Origin of the sequence: Paenibacillus sp. RS8, from assembly GCF_041956825.1 — a bacterium.
Taxonomy (GTDB): Bacteria; Bacillota; Bacilli; order Paenibacillales; family Paenibacillaceae; genus Paenibacillus_AQ.
This window is the reverse complement of record NZ_CP168131.1, coordinates 1,316,618-1,332,653: the sequence shown is the minus strand read 5'-3', so window position 1 is coordinate 1,332,653 and position 16,036 is coordinate 1,316,618. Positions and strand designations below refer to the sequence as shown.

Sequence of the window (16,036 nt, the reverse complement as noted above, 5' to 3'; positions counted from 1 at the left end):
GCTTCTGCTCTGCTGTGTGGAAAAAGTGGGGTGGGCAAGATTTGGAAACCCCTTTTAAATCCTTATATTATAAAATTATCCATTTTGTAATATGACAGAAGTGATGACAACGCTCACTATAACCGAACATGTCTTTTAATTATAATGAATCCGATGGTCCAACTCTTCCAGCCCATTCAATCAAATATACTAGAGGTGATGCAGATGTTAGGAATCGGATTGACCATCGTTGTTATAATCGGGGCTTATTTAATGGCTGCGTATACTCGATTGTTAAGCATGCGTAATCGTGTGAGAGAATCTTTTGCTACCATCGAAGGTTATTTACAAAATCGGGTTGAGGCATTAACAGAAGTTGCGAAGATGGTTATTTCTTATGCTAAACATGAACACGAAACATTGGCGCTTGTACATAGAATGCGTGCTAGTTTAAGTGATGATCATCTTCCGGTTGAGAAGCTGATTAGATATGTGGAAATGGAAAAGTATATTCATTCGATCAATGTTCAGGCAGACTATTATCCAGAGCTTAAGGAAAGCGATCCGTTTATCAAATTGCAACAAAGGATCTATATCTTAGAGGAAAACCTATCTGCCAGCAGACGTATCTATAACGAAAATGTGACAAGCTATAACACGATGATAAGTACCCTTCCTACGCTTTTACTTGCAGGGGCTATTGGATTTAAGCCGGAAATCTTGCTCAAGATGGAAGGGGCCAAACGAGCAGACGTTAATTGGACGGTATCCTAAGTAGATTTGATACGGAGAATTAAGAATGTCATGAGGTTTAGAGGGAGGCGTATCTATGGAAATCGTTATTGTAGATGATCATCCTTTAGTTAGAAGAGGGCTGGCATCTGTCATTTCAATGCAGCCAGATGTGCAATTTGCTGGTGAAGCTACAAATGGTCAAGAAGCATTTGATGTGATTGAAGCGACAAATCCGGATATTGTTCTCATTGATCTTAAGCTTGTTGATGAATCGGGATTGGATGTCATCAAGACAGCACGTGCCCGTGGCATTGTCAGTAAGTTCATTCTGTTGACTTCCTCTGCGAGCAGAGAGAATTTTTTGAGGGCTGAAGAAGTGCTGGTAGATGGATATGTCCTAAAAGAGGCATTGCCGGAGGAATTACTCTTTGCTATCCAGTTGGTGCATAAAGGGCGAAAGTATTACGATCCTGGCTTAATGGAAGAAAAGATGCGTATTAGCGGCAGCAGTCCGACGGATGAATTGACACCGAAAGAGAAGGAAGTACTGATTGAACTTGGACAAGGTGCTTGCAACAGAACGATTGCTACACATCTTTTTATCAGTGAATTTACAGTGAAGAAGCATGTCAGCCAGATTTTAGCGAAGCTACAGGTTAATGACCGGACACAGGCAGCACTGTACGCAAACGCAATAGGGCTGACGAAATACGAAATGTCTTATGAGTAGAAATATAACCATAGTCTTAATACGAGGAGGTGTCCCAGCAGCCAGATCATAGCTCTTGGGATACCTCCTAAAGTTCTAGGAGGTTATATCAAACAACTAATGGTAGAACTAAATATAACATAGAGTAGTACGGCGAGATCAGATGATATAATGAGTATAAATACTTTGCGATATTGTGTATTCTGTCTACCTAATTGTAACTAGGGAGTGCTGTTCATGTTTGAGTTTTCAGGATACCAAACGTTAGATCTGATAGAGACTATCTCAGATATCAGGCTGTACAGACTCCAACGTCAAGAAGATGGCCATAGGGTTATCGCCAAGACAACTACAGGTGAGTATCCAGGATCTGCTATGGTCGATGCTTTTCGTTATGAGTATGACATGCTTAAGCGACTTAGCGGTCGTGGAGCAATCGAGGCGTATAGTCTGGAGATCACGCCGGATCGACCAGTCCTTCTCTTACAAGATATAGAGGGGCGTATGCTGGATCAGATACTACGTACACCTGAATCACTGGAGCTTCCAGTGCTGCTTCGGATCGCTATCGGTGTTGCTGATTGCCTTATGCAAATTCATCGTGAGAAAATAACACTAAATGAACTAACCCCCGCTCATCTAATCGTCAATCCTGTTACTTTTGAAGTGAAATTTATCGATATACGAATGTGCTCCACGGAAAGTGACACCAGTCCATTATCACCCTTAAGCGGGCGACCGGATGCCTTGCTTCCTTATATATCGCCAGAACAAACGGGTCGAACTGGGTTGAACCCGGACTATCGATCTGACTTTTATTCGCTTGGAGTCCTTATGTATGAGTGTCTCTCAGGCAGCCGCCCCTTTGAGCTTCATGATGTTGTTGATATTGTATATCGTCATCTTGCAGATACACCTGAGCCTTTACATCGCAGGGTTTCCACTATCCCTCTAACTGTCTCTGACATTGTTGGTAAATGCATGGAGAAAATGCCTGATGCGAGATATGCCAGTGCTTTTGGAATCAAGTCAGATCTTGAGGAATGTCTATCCCACCTACAACAATTCGGGTACCTCGAGCCCTTCCTGTTAGGAAGCTGGGATATTCCGGAACGCTGGATGGTACCAGAACGATTCTACGGGAGACATTTTGAGAAACTAAGCTTACGAGAAGCACTGAAACGAGCATCACAAGGTGCTGTAAAGACGGTCTGGCTTAGTGGTGAGAGTGGTATCGGTAAAACAACCTTTTTAAAAGAAACGCTTAGAAATTCGATTTCTTCGGATGGTTTTTTCGCCAGAGGCAAATTCGAATCACTACATACCTCACTCCCTTATGGCATCTGGCATCAAGTGATAGAAGAATTGGTCAGTCAACTGCTGATGGAAACGAAGCTGCAGGTGGAGGTTTGGAAGCTGCGTATTTTACAAGCTGTAGATGGTTACGGGCAACTGCTGATCGAACTTGTCCCTAAGCTTGAGCTTTTGATTGGCCCGCAACCTTCCGTGCCTCCGTTGCCGCCGCTGGAAGCTCAGCATCGATTTCAATTAATCATGAGCCGATTTATTCAACTCTTTCCTCATGAGGATCATCCTTTGATCTTGATATTGGACAATATGCAATGGGCCGATGAAACATCGCTGCAATATCTCACTTCACTTATAGAGGACACGGCCACGAGTCATCTGCTAATCGTTCTTTCTTATCGTGATCGGGAAATTACGAGGCTGCACCCACTCAGTAGTCTGGAAAAGCACTTGATAGACCGCAACGTAGTGATGAGTAAAATTTCTCTACAGGCGCTTGAACTCACCGATATAAAACAACTGCTATTGGATGTTATGCGTTACGAGGCTGCTGACTTGGAGGAGCTAGCGCGGGTACTTCTGCATAAGACAGATGGGAATCCATTATTTATTAAGCAATTCCTTCAGGATTTGATTGATGATCAGCGAGTGGTATTTGACGAGGATATTCGAAGCTGGAAATGGGACCTCCAGCGTATTACTGAATTGAATGTTCCCGATAATGCAGCAGCATATCTTTCAAGTAAATTACAGCAATTTCCCGATCAGACGGTACATGCACTTAGTAGAGCCGCTTTACTGGGCAGCCTGTTCGATGTGGGAATGCTTGCCGAAATTATGGAGATTCCGATAGAGATATTGACTGAAGCATTGGCAGTTGCGGTAAATGGACGCTTGCTACAACCTGTTAACGGAGAGGCACATACGCATTTTAAATTCCAACACAACCGTATTCATCGGGCGGCTTATGCGCTTGTTCCCGAAGAGGAGCGCCCAGAGCTGCATTGGAGGATTGGGATGTTATTGCTAGACCGCAGCTCTCTTAATGAAGGAACAGTCCTATTTGAAGCTGTCCATCATTTGAATCAGGCGATTGTGTGGATAGATCGCCCGGAGCAGAGGCTTCAACTGGTAGAACTGAACTTAAGGGCAGGGATAAGTGCAAAGCAAACCACCGCACATGAGACAGCCTTACAATATATGCTTCAGGCGACAGCGATGTTAGAGGAGCAGAGCTGGGAGGAGCATTATGGACTAACCTTCCGGGTATTTCGGGAGAGGGCCGAGCTTGAATACTTATGTTCACATTTTGATAAGGCGAATGAATTATTTCATCTGTTAATCCATAAAGCTGCGACAAATACAGATAAGGCTTACATCTACGCGATGAAGGTTCAATTGGAAGCAAGTAATGATAACCATGAAGAAGTTATCTCCTTAGGTCGACATACATTATCGTTATTGAAAGTGAGCCATCAATTTGATCCTAGCTATGTTCAATTGACGCTTCAATGGTTAAGATTGCGTCGCAGACTACAGAAGGTCTCACTCGAATCGCTGAACCTCTTACCGCCGATGACGGACGAGGCTCGTAGAGTCGCAATGTCCACTTTAGAACATACGAGCAATGCCTGTTTCTATGTCAACCGGGATGGGTGGCTCGCTTCTTCCTTCACCATGATTGAATTGACACTCGATTATGGGATGACTCCGCAGGCTTCCATTGGATTCATAGGCTATGCAATGTTTCAATACTATTACTTCCGGAATGATGAAGAAACATTTAAATGGGCCATGTTGGCGTGCAGCTTATCAGAACCCTATCCGAAAGTGCATATGACAACCTTAGCTGCGTTCGCTATGTGCTACGATAGCTGGCGGCATTATGATCCAGCTATGCTCCGTACGTTTACCGAGAAAGCAGGAAAAGTGGGACTGGAATCAGGTGACTTATGGAAGGGTAACCAAAGTGTGTTAATCAACTGTGCCTCCCTCTTACAATTTGGACATCCGTTAGACGATATCTATGATCGATTAATTGCGCATTCCGGAGATTTGCTGCGCCATAACAACAGTCTTCATTGTAAGCAGGCTATCATAGCTGTAGCTACTCTAGTTCGATTGACAGGTTATCGCTCTGTAGATGATCCATTTAACATTGCAGAGATTAGCGAACCTGATTTTGCACAGTCGGTTCATGGAGATACCTTTAATTTTATACAAGAAATGGTCTGGATATATCAATATTTAACAGGTTATATATTTGGGGATTACCGCGAAGCTAGTGAGGCATTAGCGAAATCAGCTGCCATTATAAAATCACGTGAAGATGGTTTAGACAGTCCCATGCAGATCATGTATGAATGTTTAGTCTGGGCTCAGTTGTATGAGGAATATAACGCTGAAGAGCAACGTATATATCGGGCAAAAATGCGCAGTTGCCTGAAGAAAATGAAAAAGCTTGCTAAGCGTTGCCCGGTAAATTATGAGCATAAATATCTGTTGATGAAGGCTGAGCTGATTCGCCTATCGCGAGATCCACGACAAGCTGAAGCCTTGTATGAGCAATCTATTGAGGTTGCTCGTATCAACGGCCATATTCACGATTTAGCTATGGCGGCGGAGTGCTACGGCAAGTATGGACTTCGTCATGGCAAATTGCATCTAGCAAGAATCTATATGACTGAAGCCTACGAGGCTTATCTGCAATGGGGCGCAAAGGCTAAAGCGGCTGACCTTGAGCAGCAGCACAGCAATCTGCTGCATATTAAACGTGAGCCCGGACTCGACCGGGTCGATTCCCTTTCTGTGGTGATGTCTGCACAAGCTTTGTCGGGTGAGATGGAAATGAGCCGATTATTGGGCACGCTGATGCGGATTATGCTCCACAATGCTGGAGCCGAATATGGGGCGGTTATTTTTGATCATGAAGGAAGATGGATGGTTGAGGCCCACGGGACATCGGAAGCCCTGCATATCGAATCCGTTCCTCTCGGGGAAGAGTCAGATCTTGTTCCGGCAGCGATTATAGCCTACGCGGCAAGAACACAGGAGCAGGTTGTATTACATGATGCGCTCAGTGAGGGAATATTTGCACGTAACGCTTACGTTAGGAAGAATAGACTGAAATCAGTTCTTTGTCTTCCTATCATGAATCAGAATAAATTAGTGTGCTTGCTCTATTTGGAGAATAACCTATCACCAGGTGTATTTACACCGAGTAGGCTTGACGTGCTCAAGCTGCTTGGCTCTCAATGTGCCATCTCTATTGCCAATGCCAAGCTATATTCGGGGATTCAATATCTTAAGAAAAATTTAGAGGATCAAGTGACAGAAAGAACCCGTGACCTGGAGCGTTCGATGCGTGAGACGTCCGCAGCTTTGGCTGAAGCCACAGTCTATGAGGAACGAAATCGTATCGCTCAGGAGATTCATGACATTGTTGGGCATACACTCACATCAACGATTCTTCAAATTGAGGCTGGAAAGCGTCTGCTCCAGAAGAAAGATATAGATAGCGGCGTTCAGCGACTGGTTGAGGCACAGGATCTTGTCCGTCATAGCTTGAATGAAATCCGCGGATCTGTCCATATGCTGAAGGAGGACAAGTATTCCGATCTAACGGTCATGTTGAAGCAACTGATCCGTGATACAGAGCGTAATGCAGGCGTTGTCATTCATGCCATTATTTATGATCTGCCGGACGCCATGTCAACAGCCTATAAAAAGGCCATTTATCATGCTTTGCAGGAGGGCCTAACGAATGGAATCAGACATGGTAAGAGTACAGAGTTCCATTTTAGTCTGGAATCTGTCGGAGCGAATTTACAGTTTAGGCTCAAAGATCGTGGGTCAGGAGATAGTCAAATAGTGATGGGTTTTGGACTAAGGACGATGAAAGAACGGGTTGAGCAACTGGGAGGCAGCTTATCCATCGATTCAGAAATGAATGAGGGCTGTCTACTGGAGATTGATCTGCCCATGCGAAGGGTTGGGAATAGAAAATGAATAAGATAAAGATTGTAATTGCCGATGATCAATTGTTGACGCGTGAAGGACTCCGCACCATTCTGGATCTGGAGGATGATATGGAGGTAGTCGGTGCTGCCAAGAACGGGGAAGAGGCCTGTGAGATGGTGGAAGTATTCCAGCCCGACCTGGTACTGCTTGATGTTCAAATGCCAATTATGAACGGGATCAGTGCATTAAAACGAATCAAGCAGATTCGTCCGGATATATTCATTCTGATTTTGACCACTTTTATAGAGACCGATTATATTGTTGAGGGCATGGCATTCGGAGCAAGCGGCTATATGCTGAAGGATATGGATGCAGACAAAATGATTGCCTCGATCCGTGATACGATATCAGGGCAATTTATTCTGCCAGCCCCGGTAGCAGCCAAATTGGCGACGAGGATGAATAGATTGACGGAAGAGTATGAACACTGGCAAAGCTCCAATAGGGGTGGTATGAGTCTGACAGAACGAGAAGAGGAGCTGGCGCAGCTCATTATCCGGGGACTCAATAACCGCGAAATTGCCGATACACTGCATATCGCGGAGGGAACAGCGCGTAATTATATTAGCAATCTTTATAGCAAATTAGAGGTGGTTGACCGGGCCCAGGCGATTGTGCGGCTTCAAGCTATGATGTATCCGTTGTAGATGCTAACGAATTACTGTAGGGGCCAAATAATCAAATAGCGGGAAATTTCTCAGTACTCCAAATGTAACAGTCAGGATCAACATCGCAGCCATAATTACATGGCTAAGAGGCTGGATACGCTTTTTCTCAGTGAACAAGTACAGCATATACAGAGGTGCTAGAACAAATAGCAACGGGTTAAATCTGAACGCTTGAACGAAGTCGAATCTCAACAAGGATAGAATAACTCTTGTGATTCCACATCCAGGACAATAAAATCCAGTCCACTCATGAAATAAACAAGGTATACCCATATTGGTTAAGGGCATCCATACGGTGAAATAGAGTAAGCCTAGGAGACTTAGGGACACACTCCAAAATAGTTTAGGGTGTGTCCTCTTATAATTGGTTAAATTAGACCAATTTATTAACATCTGATTGCACCAAAGCGTATGTGACAATACCAAAACTAAAGATTGTAAGGATCACATAAAGAGCTGAATTATCGGATACGAGTTGGCCGCGTTGTCTTTGAGCTTCTGCAACATGTTTACCGATCTGATAGGCCCAAACAAGGCTCCATATCCCGCAAGTAATCAATGTCAGAAGGAAATGCTTTCCTCCTGTAAATGTGTAGTCTCCGCTTAGCTTCCCTACGTCATTGGTTAGAACAATAAACCAAAATATTCCGTATATTCCACATGTAATTAATGACAATATAATGGAAAATGCGACACTTCTTTGACTAATCATTGTTCACTCTCCTATGTATTTACATGAAAATTTGACATTATTATCATAGTCAATTGTGAAAGTATATACAAGATAATATTTAGTAGTCTATTGTATGCGGGAATTAGGAAGTGTAGAGCAAAATTACTGTTTCGAAATAGTGGAATCCTTACTGGATATGAAATATACTTTTATAGGTTAGCCGTAAGAGAGCTAGAATTTGAACTACGATTGGAGAAAATGAAACGATGTCTAATTTACCAAACTGCCCGAAATGTAATTCTGAGTACACTTATGAAGATGGAAGTCTACTAGTTTGCCCGGAATGTGCACATGAGTGGACATTAGAATCAGAGTCTGAGAATAGTGAAGATCAAAAGGTTATCAAAGATGCCAACGGCAATGTATTAAACGACGGTGACTCAGTAACTGTAATCAAAGACCTTAAGGTAAAAGGAAGCTCATCCGTTCTGAAGATTGGTACCAAAGTTAAAAACATCCGTTTAGTGGACGGAGATCATGATATTGATTGCAAAATTGACGGATTTGGAGCTATGAAATTAAAATCTGAATTTGTTAAAAAGATATAAAAAGAAAGAATCAGCTTACCTTCGATAGAAGTAGGCTGATTCTTTTTTTGTGACAGTATTTGAACACGCGTCATCTTATGATCTCAACAATTTGGTTTCGTCCTGCATTTTTGGCTTGATATAAGGCTTTGTCCACAGATTCGAATAAATCATTTAGTTGATTGGTCGGGCTTTCTGTATACTGCTCCGCAAAATTATTAATAGACAATAGCCCCATGCTTACAGTAATGGATACAGAATGAGCTACCTCATCCACATGTACTTTATTGGCCTCTATCATGAACTTAATATGCTCTGCCCAGCGGTTTGCTTGTGTATGGTTCGTATTTGGTAAATAGACGATAAACTCTTCACCGCCATACCGTGCCAGAATATCCGTCTCCCTCAGCGATTGCTTAATGACCTCTACCGTACTGCAAATTACAACATCGCCGACTAAATGGCCGTAATTGTCATTCACCGTTTTGAAAAAGTCGATATCCAGTAGAATGATGGCAAAGGGCTGCTTCAATATCATGTTTTCTATGATCTCATGCTCTAAGTGCTGCGTTAAGTAATGACGGTTATAACAACCTGTTAAGCTGTCGGTTATGGCCATCAGCTTAAGTTTTTGGTTGGTCTGAGAAAGCTTATTTTGGATTTGAATTAATGCCAGATTACGCTCTTGCAGGATCTCGTTCTGATGATTAGTCTCAGCAATGAGGCGATGCAGCTCGCTTCTATCCTGAAAAGTGAGAATCCGTCCAACCATGATCTCGCCTACGACAATTGGTGCCGCTGTAATATTGATGTATGCTTGGAGCGAGGTGTAGAATACTTCAACTTCGGTTCTCTCCATGGGCTGTTTAAGATATGTATGTTGAAACAATCGGAAAGCGCTGGCAGTCTGCTCCATAGGTGTTAGCGCCGATAAGTCGAAGCGATCACCGATCTGTAGGTTGATTTTTGGCAAAAGCGATCGATTGATCTCTACCACAGTCTCGTTATCATCCAGTACAAGAATACCTAGTGTGAGTGTGTCAATGATATCCTGATGGGCGATGGTTACGAGATCAAATATTTTATCGCGATGAATGGCGATGACGAAAAAGATAGCAGAGATTAGTATCCCCAGAGAGGTCATCCCGGGAATCACCGGCTGAGATTTAAACAGCACCACATTAAGAAAGACATCCAGTAATACAAATACAGTCAACACTAGTACACCCTTGAGTACATGAGTAACCTGTTTTTTGATCCGCTGGGTGGCGTTTGATATAAGCGCTGAATAGATGATATACAGAGAAAAAATAATGGTGGTGATTAAGAAGAGAATAAACAGCCAAAAAAGCGGTCCATAGGATCTTTCAACATATCCACCATGCATAGGCAGTACAAAGCTTTGCTTCGGATTGACGATCACGCCTATTAAGATGAATGCTGCCACAATGTATAGGATCAGAGTTTTCTTTTTTCGAAGGAGGTATGATTTACCAGTGAGGAATATCGTAAAAAGAAGCCATCCAATCGTTAACAGGATCGAGTCAATAAAAGCGAGCTTCACATAAAATAATTGAACATCGGGATCCGCTGTAGTTTTGAGAGCAAATTGACAGAAAGGCCATAGCATCATAGTAAAATGAAAAATCAAGTACACCTTATGTAAGTTAGTGATTGTTACGGAAATAAATATGTAGATGAATAGAGCGAACAGAACGAAGAATAATGATAGGTCAATCCATGTCATGACATTCAATTAGGTAACACCTTCTTATATAAAAAAATAGGTTCATCTTTATTCATTTAAGCTCGAAACCTTCTCCCACTCGGTTAGCAGCTCTTTTACACTCTGTGCGGACTGTGGCTTACTGAACAAGTAACCTTGAATTTTATCGCAGCCTTGCTCTTGTAGATAATCGAGTTGTACGGTTTGCTCCACACCTTCTGCAATCACACACATATTCATGCGTTTACCAATCATAATAATTTGTTCAACGAGAACGGCTTGATGTGTCCCTGTTCGAATGGAATCAATAAAGGACTTGTCTATTTTCAAAGTAGAGATCGGCATGTGTGTAAGATAACTTAAGGAGGAATACCCGGTACCAAAGTCGTCCAATGCAATTTTGATATTGTGGGCTCTGAGTTCAGTCAGCTTACTGCTCACATATTCGTAGGATTCAACCAGAACACTCTCTGTAATCTCTAGCTCTAAGTATTCAGGCTCTAGCCCGGAAGCTTGCAAGGTGTCAAGAACTAGCTCATTGAAGTCGCTTTGCAGTAGCTGCAGCATTGAAATGTTAACAGACATCGTTAGATGTGATAATCCTTGTTCATGAAGGTTTTTCAAAAAGGTACAGGCTGTTCTGAGCACCCACGCTCCAAGAGGAATGATGAGATGGGAATCCTCTGCTATTTTGATAAACTTGTCTGGAGGTACCATGCCTAGTATAGGATTGTTCCAGCGCATAAGAGCCTCTAGTCCTGTCACCCTATTCTGAGTCAGATCAATCTGGGGTTGATAGAATACTTCCAGCTCATTGTTCTCTAAAGCACTGTATAACTGCTTCTCAATGTTCATTCGCTCAGTGAAGGTATCATTCAACGGTTGATCAAACACAATAATTTGGCCCTTGCCGGCGTCTTTAGCTTTATACATAGCGATGTCTGCGGATTTAAGGAGCTCCATAATATTACTGCCATGATCAGGGTGAGTACTGATTCCGATGCTTAGGCTAACATGCAACAGACTGTCGTCCATCTCAATCGCATCTTTAAAACCGGCAATAATGTGGGAGGCTACGCTAGTTATGCACTGACTGTTCTCAATAGAATATAAAAGAACGATAAATTCATCCCCGGCGAAACGATACACTTCACCACTGCTCCCAACCAGGGACACCAACCTCTCACTAACCTTAACAATTAGCCTATCGCCAAATTCATGGCCCATCGTATCATTAACATATTTGAAGTAATCAATGTCGATGAACATTAAGGCTGCAATGTTGTTCAGTTTCAAAATGCGAGGCCCATTCTCATAAAAAGCTAATTTATTAGGCAGGCCGGTTAATAGATCATGATACGCCAGGTAATGCATTCTTTCTTCATTCAGGGTTAGCTTCTCTTGATTCTCAATAAGCTGATCATATTGCTGTCTGAGTTCTTCTTCCGTAGCTGTGATTTCCTCATAGGCGGCTTCTAAATTTTCGTGGGCGCACACCCTATCCCTATAGGCAAGATCCAGTTTCTTCTCAATCCTTTTAATCCGTTTCAGAGTACCTAGAATTAATGCAAAGATAAGCAAAGCTGTTATGAGGACAAAGAACCAGCCTTTAATTATATTAATAAGTCTTATCCACTCCGGATCTCGCGTAAAAGCGGAAACGGCCTTATCTGTTATGGGGATCCATAAGCACCCTACAATAAAATATATTACGGCGATTTTTAAGGAGCCCCGAACAGGGTTGAAGGTTTGTTTCGTTATGGAATTTTTGTGTTTGTTTCTTTGAAGCATATGTCCCTCCTATATCAAGCATGAAAGCTACTTGTTTTAGATCATTTCAACATATTTCATCAAAATCCTCTATTTGTCAGTGATGTTCTGCAAATTTTAAGAATAGGTTTTTGGACAAGCTGGAGCTAGGCATTAATGCCTAGCTATACTTGACCGTAACTTGTGTTATAATCAAACAAACAACTCGAAGAGAAAATTATAGTTAAGGGGGATTTGTAAGTGGAAATAGGAATCAGTACGTTCGTAGAAACAACACCGGATGTTCAAACGGGTGAATTAATAAGTCATGCGGAGCGATTGCGCGAGGTAGTAGAGGAGATTGTTCTTGCGGATAAGGTGGGCTTAGATATATTTGGTGTGGGTGAGCATCATCGAAAAGATTATGCCGCATCTTCTCCAGCAGTTTTGCTGGCTGCGGCTGCCTCACAGACGACACGAATTCGGTTGACCAGTGCGGTAACCGTGCTGTCCTCTGCTGATCCAGTACGTGTATTTCAGGATTTCGCAACACTCGATGGAATCTCAAATGGACGAGCGGAAATCATGGCAGGCCGGGGTTCCTTTATCGAATCTTTCCCGCTCTTTGGATACGATTTAAATGACTACGATGAGTTATTCGATGAGAAGCTGGACCTGTTGTTAAAGTTAACGGCATCCGAAAAAGTAACCTGGAGTGGAAATCATCGTCCATCCATTAATAATCTGGGGATTTATCCGCGCCCCGTTCAGAATCCTCTGCCCGTATGGATTGGCAGTGGCGGCAATACAGAATCTGTGATTCGTGCTGGCCTGCTCGGGTTACCACTTGTGCTCGCGATTATCGGAGGCAGTCCGCTGCAGTTTGCTCCACTGGTGAAGCTCTATAAGAAAGCGGCAGCCCAAGCAGGACATGATGTATCGAAGCTCCCGGTTGCCTCACACTCACACGGCTTTATCGCAGAAGATAATCAGCTTGCTGCCGATATGTTCTTTCCTTCTACACAGGCCAGCATGAATGTGATTGGCCGGGAACGCGGCTGGGGTCATTATAGTCGGGCGAGCTATGATGCGGCTCGCAGATTCGAAGGCGCTTTATATGTGGGAGATCCAGATACTGTTGCTGAAAAAATCATTCACCTACGCAAACACGTAGGGATTACACGCTTTATGCTGCATGTACCGCTAGGTACGATGCCTCATAAGGATGTAATGAAAGCTATTGAGCTATTGGGTACTGAAGTAGCACCCATTGTTCGAGCTGAGATATCGAGATGGGAAGCAGAGGTTGAAGCAAAAGAGGATTGACCCCATTTAGATTAACTAGTATGATCTTACCAATTTATTGAAGCTGTTGTGAATTGGAGGGGGATACTGAAGTGACGGATCGAATCATAGCGGACAGACTTGAAGAATTAGGTATTGTCCTGCCAAGTGCTAGTGAACCGGCGGCAAAGTATGCTAACTACGTCATTGTTAATGGATTATGTTTTGTATCGGGCAAAGGACCAGCCGGAGATCCCAAAGGGAAGCTGGGCCAAGATTTCACTACCGAAGAAGGCTATCATTATGCACGTCAGACAGGGGTTGAGATTCTTGCCGTCCTTGAGTCAGCTTTAGGCTCCTTGGATAAAGTGAAGCGAGTGATCAAAATTCAAGGATTTGTGAATGCCGATCCCTTATTCGAAGAACATCATAAAGTACTCAATGGTTGTTCTGATTTAATGCTGGAGGTATTCGGAGACAAAGGCAGTCATGCACGTTCGGTATTGGGCGCTGTTTCTGTAAGAGATAATCTTCCGATCATCATTGATTCCATTTTTGAAGTGGATTAACAAGAGGGCTGTGGCACCGAAAGGTGACCGCAGTCCTCTTTTTTTACATGGTTTGAACTGTAGTTAGACGCCAACCCCAAAAATTGTAACAAAACTAATGATCCTAATTTTAGTAATAGTATATGAACGTATCAATCAACGAGGTGATGACATCATGAAGATTCATAAGAAAGCCACACTACTTGTACTACTCACATCTATACTCTATACAGCTCCAGCCCATGCGGCGGTAACGCCTCAGAATCAGGTTACGGGTGTTTTTCTGGACGATCGACAGCTTGAATTAGAGGTTCAGCCCTTGCTCATAAACGGTACAACGCTGGTTCCCATGCGCAAGCTGTTTGAAGAACAGGGAGCAACAATCTCATGGAACAACGATACCAAAACAGTGAAGGCCACTAAGGGAACGCTGGTACTGACTTATCAAATAGGAGATTTAACCGCGAACAAAAATGGACAAGCCTTAAGCTTAACCGTTCCGGGTCAGGTCGTCGGTGGTAATACGATGATGCCGCTGCGTTTTGTCAGCGAGGCTCTAGGTAGCACCGTGAAATGGGAGGCTAGTACTCGGACAGTCCGCATCTACTCAGCGATGAATTACGATACAACGATTCTTTATGGGGTTAACCTGCGCAGTTCGCCAAATTCATCGGACCAATCAGGTGTTCAGCAAATGTTGTCTGCAGGTGAGAAGGTACATGTGATTAGGGAAGTGGATGCTTTCTGGTTAGAAGTGCGAACGCAAGACAACAAGACGGGATACATATCTGCTAAACCCAAATATAGCAATTATACTAGTGAGTCGCTCGCTGAGAAACAGGGAAGCGCACTGCTTGCTTACGGCGAGAAGTATCTGGGAACCCCTTATGAATTTGGTGCAGCAACGAACCAGACTTCTACATTCGACTGCTCTTCTTTCGTAGGGCATTTATTTGAGGATGTATTGTCGGTGGATCTGCCGCGCACCTCCTATAATCAAGCCAAAGAAGGGAAGGAAGTTGGGATCAACGAGCTGCGTAAAGGAGATTTATTGTTCTTTAGTGCACGTGGTCTCGAGATTGGTCATGTTGCCATGTATGCGGGAAATAATCAGATATTGCATACGTATTCCAAAGAGAAAGGCGTTCATTATGAAGCCCTGAGTGAGAAGTGGAAGAAGCGTTTTGTGACGGCGCGTAGAATGTTTTAGATTAGGTAGCGGTTAGGCTATAATGATCACGATGAAGAAGCGTCCGAATATATTTGGGGGATGAAGCATAGTGACTAAAACAATCGTAGAAAAGCTGAACTTACAAAAATACAACCAAGTAGCGATATTGAATAAACCGGAGGGCTCTGATTATTTAGCTGAATTGTCCGATTATGATACTTCGCTAAATGAAGCATATGATCTTATATTTGCTTTTGTACTAGATATGTCGTCTTTACAAGAACTAGTGAACCGTGTGATAGAACATCAGCATCTTCATAAGAATGGCTATCTCTTTGTGGCATATCCTAAAAAGGGAAACAAAGTGTATCCGACCTTTATTCATCGTGACGACTTGCTAGAGGGTCTGGGCAGTGATGAGAACGGCTATATCGGGACCAGTAATATTAAATTTGCACGCATGGTTGGATTAGACGATGTCTTTACAGTTGTGGGGTTAAAAGAGGATGTTAAGGGTAAAGGTCAGCTTTCCAATACCCCAAGTCAATCTGTGGATGACTATATTTCTTTTATTCCAAATGTGGAAGAAGATCTGAAAGGTACACTGGAGCTTCTTACCATCTATCAATCGCTTACCCCGGGCTATCGTAAAGATTGGGCTCGATATGTCTATAGTGCCAAACAAGAGGCAACAAGAGCTAAGCGTAAAGAGGAAATGAAGATGATTCTACGGGCGGGTTATAAGAGCCGTGAGCTGTATCGACAAGCCAGTAGTACTGAATCTTAAATCGACCTTTCTTTATTAAAAAGATTATTTGCAGGCATAAAGACGGTTTTTGAACTCCTTTTCCGTCTTATGTTATGAACTTGATTGTTAAG

13 protein-coding genes are annotated in these 16,036 nt (G+C 43.0%); 9 read left to right on the top strand and 4 right to left on the bottom strand.

Going from position 1 to position 16,036, the window contains the following annotated elements; all coding sequences use genetic code 11:
• Positions 1–144: 144 nt before the first annotated feature.
• From ACDZ28_RS07210 to ACDZ28_RS07195, 4 genes are all read left to right on the top strand, one after another.
• Positions 145–753: a LemA family protein gene (locus tag ACDZ28_RS07210; protein WP_081389944.1), complete on the top strand. Its 609-nt coding sequence runs from the start codon at positions 145–147 to the stop codon at positions 751–753.
• Between the two features lie 55 nt (positions 754–808).
• Positions 809–1,444 (top strand): response regulator, encoded by a 636-nt coding sequence (locus tag ACDZ28_RS07205; protein ID WP_375104317.1) that lies wholly within the window; start codon positions 809–811, stop codon positions 1,442–1,444.
• A 216-nt stretch (positions 1,445–1,660) separates the two neighbouring features.
• Positions 1,661–6,739: an AAA family ATPase gene (locus ACDZ28_RS07200; protein ID WP_375104316.1), complete on the top strand. Its 5,079-nt coding sequence runs from the start codon at positions 1,661–1,663 to the stop codon at positions 6,737–6,739.
• Positions 6,736–7,398 carry a response regulator gene (locus ACDZ28_RS07195; protein WP_375104315.1) on the top strand — a complete coding sequence of 221 codons (663 nt, stop codon included), beginning with the start codon at positions 6,736–6,738 and terminating at the stop codon, positions 7,396–7,398. Before ACDZ28_RS07200 ends, ACDZ28_RS07195 begins: the two co-directional genes overlap by 4 nt.
• A gap of 3 nt (positions 7,399–7,401) precedes the next feature.
• Here ACDZ28_RS07195 and ACDZ28_RS07190 read toward each other — a convergent pair whose 3' ends face one another.
• On the bottom strand, positions 7,402–7,692 hold the full coding sequence (locus ACDZ28_RS07190) for a DUF2752 domain-containing protein (protein WP_231574313.1): 291 nt from the start codon (positions 7,690–7,692) through the stop codon (positions 7,402–7,404).
• 100 nt (positions 7,693–7,792) lie between these two features.
• Positions 7,793–8,131 carry a DUF4234 domain-containing protein gene (locus tag ACDZ28_RS07185; RefSeq protein WP_094875359.1) on the bottom strand — a complete coding sequence of 113 codons (339 nt, stop codon included), beginning with the start codon at positions 8,129–8,131 and terminating at the stop codon, positions 7,793–7,795.
• A gap of 227 nt (positions 8,132–8,358) precedes the next feature.
• Between ACDZ28_RS07185 and ACDZ28_RS07180 the strand changes: the two genes are divergently transcribed.
• Positions 8,359–8,700 (top strand): zinc ribbon domain-containing protein YjdM, encoded by a 342-nt coding sequence (locus ACDZ28_RS07180; RefSeq protein ID WP_042131582.1) that lies wholly within the window; start codon positions 8,359–8,361, stop codon positions 8,698–8,700.
• Positions 8,701–8,770: 70 nt separating this feature from the next.
• Here the strand turns inward: ACDZ28_RS07180 and ACDZ28_RS07175 are convergent, their stop codons facing one another.
• Both ACDZ28_RS07175 and ACDZ28_RS07170 read right to left on the bottom strand, forming a co-directional pair.
• Positions 8,771–10,426: a diguanylate cyclase gene (locus tag ACDZ28_RS07175; RefSeq protein ID WP_341115650.1), complete on the bottom strand. Its 1,656-nt coding sequence runs from the start codon at positions 10,424–10,426 to the stop codon at positions 8,771–8,773.
• 48 nt (positions 10,427–10,474) lie between these two features.
• Entirely contained in the window at positions 10,475–12,196 is a 1,722-nt protein-coding gene (locus ACDZ28_RS07170) for an EAL domain-containing protein (protein ID WP_341115649.1), read from the bottom strand.
• Between the two features lie 219 nt (positions 12,197–12,415).
• Here ACDZ28_RS07170 and ACDZ28_RS07165 point away from each other — a divergent pair, with 219 nt between their 5' ends.
• The 4 genes from ACDZ28_RS07165 (at position 12,416) to ACDZ28_RS07150 (ending at position 15,944) form a co-directional block, all read left to right on the top strand.
• Complete coding sequence (locus ACDZ28_RS07165) at positions 12,416–13,480, top strand: LLM class flavin-dependent oxidoreductase (RefSeq protein ID WP_042131580.1); 1,065 nt, start codon at positions 12,416–12,418, stop codon at positions 13,478–13,480.
• Positions 13,481–13,551: 71 nt separating this feature from the next.
• Positions 13,552–14,007 carry a RidA family protein gene (locus ACDZ28_RS07160; RefSeq protein WP_231573978.1) on the top strand — a complete coding sequence of 152 codons (456 nt, stop codon included), beginning with the start codon at positions 13,552–13,554 and terminating at the stop codon, positions 14,005–14,007.
• 154 nt (positions 14,008–14,161) lie between these two features.
• Entirely contained in the window at positions 14,162–15,196 is a 1,035-nt protein-coding gene (locus ACDZ28_RS07155; protein ID WP_042131579.1) for a stalk domain-containing protein, read from the top strand.
• A 67-nt stretch (positions 15,197–15,263) separates the two neighbouring features.
• Positions 15,264–15,944, top strand: a complete 681-nt coding sequence (locus ACDZ28_RS07150; protein ID WP_231574312.1) for a YdeI/OmpD-associated family protein — start codon at positions 15,264–15,266, stop codon at positions 15,942–15,944.
• Positions 15,945–16,036: the final 92 nt, after the last annotated feature.

Excerpts from the sequence above, each read along its gene's own strand:
- ACDZ28_RS07210 (WP_081389944.1), top strand. The coding sequence starts at position 145 with ATGAATCCGATGGTCCAACTCTTCCAGCCCATTCAATCAAATATACTA.
- ACDZ28_RS07205 (WP_375104317.1), top strand. The coding sequence starts at position 809 with ATGGAAATCGTTATTGTAGATGATCATCCTTTAGTTAGAAGAGGGCTG.
- ACDZ28_RS07200 (WP_375104316.1), top strand. The coding sequence starts at position 1,661 with ATGTTTGAGTTTTCAGGATACCAAACGTTAGATCTGATAGAGACTATC.
- ACDZ28_RS07195 (WP_375104315.1), top strand. The coding sequence starts at position 6,736 with ATGAATAAGATAAAGATTGTAATTGCCGATGATCAATTGTTGACGCGT.
- ACDZ28_RS07190 (WP_231574313.1), bottom strand. The coding sequence starts at position 7,692 with ATGGGTATACCTTGTTTATTTCATGAGTGGACTGGATTTTATTGTCCT.
- ACDZ28_RS07185 (WP_094875359.1), bottom strand. The coding sequence starts at position 8,131 with ATGATTAGTCAAAGAAGTGTCGCATTTTCCATTATATTGTCATTAATT.
- ACDZ28_RS07180 (WP_042131582.1), top strand. The coding sequence starts at position 8,359 with ATGTCTAATTTACCAAACTGCCCGAAATGTAATTCTGAGTACACTTAT.
- ACDZ28_RS07175 (WP_341115650.1), bottom strand. The coding sequence starts at position 10,426 with ATGACATGGATTGACCTATCATTATTCTTCGTTCTGTTCGCTCTATTC.
- ACDZ28_RS07170 (WP_341115649.1), bottom strand. The coding sequence starts at position 12,196 with ATGCTTCAAAGAAACAAACACAAAAATTCCATAACGAAACAAACCTTC.
- ACDZ28_RS07155 (WP_042131579.1), top strand. The coding sequence starts at position 14,162 with ATGAAGATTCATAAGAAAGCCACACTACTTGTACTACTCACATCTATA.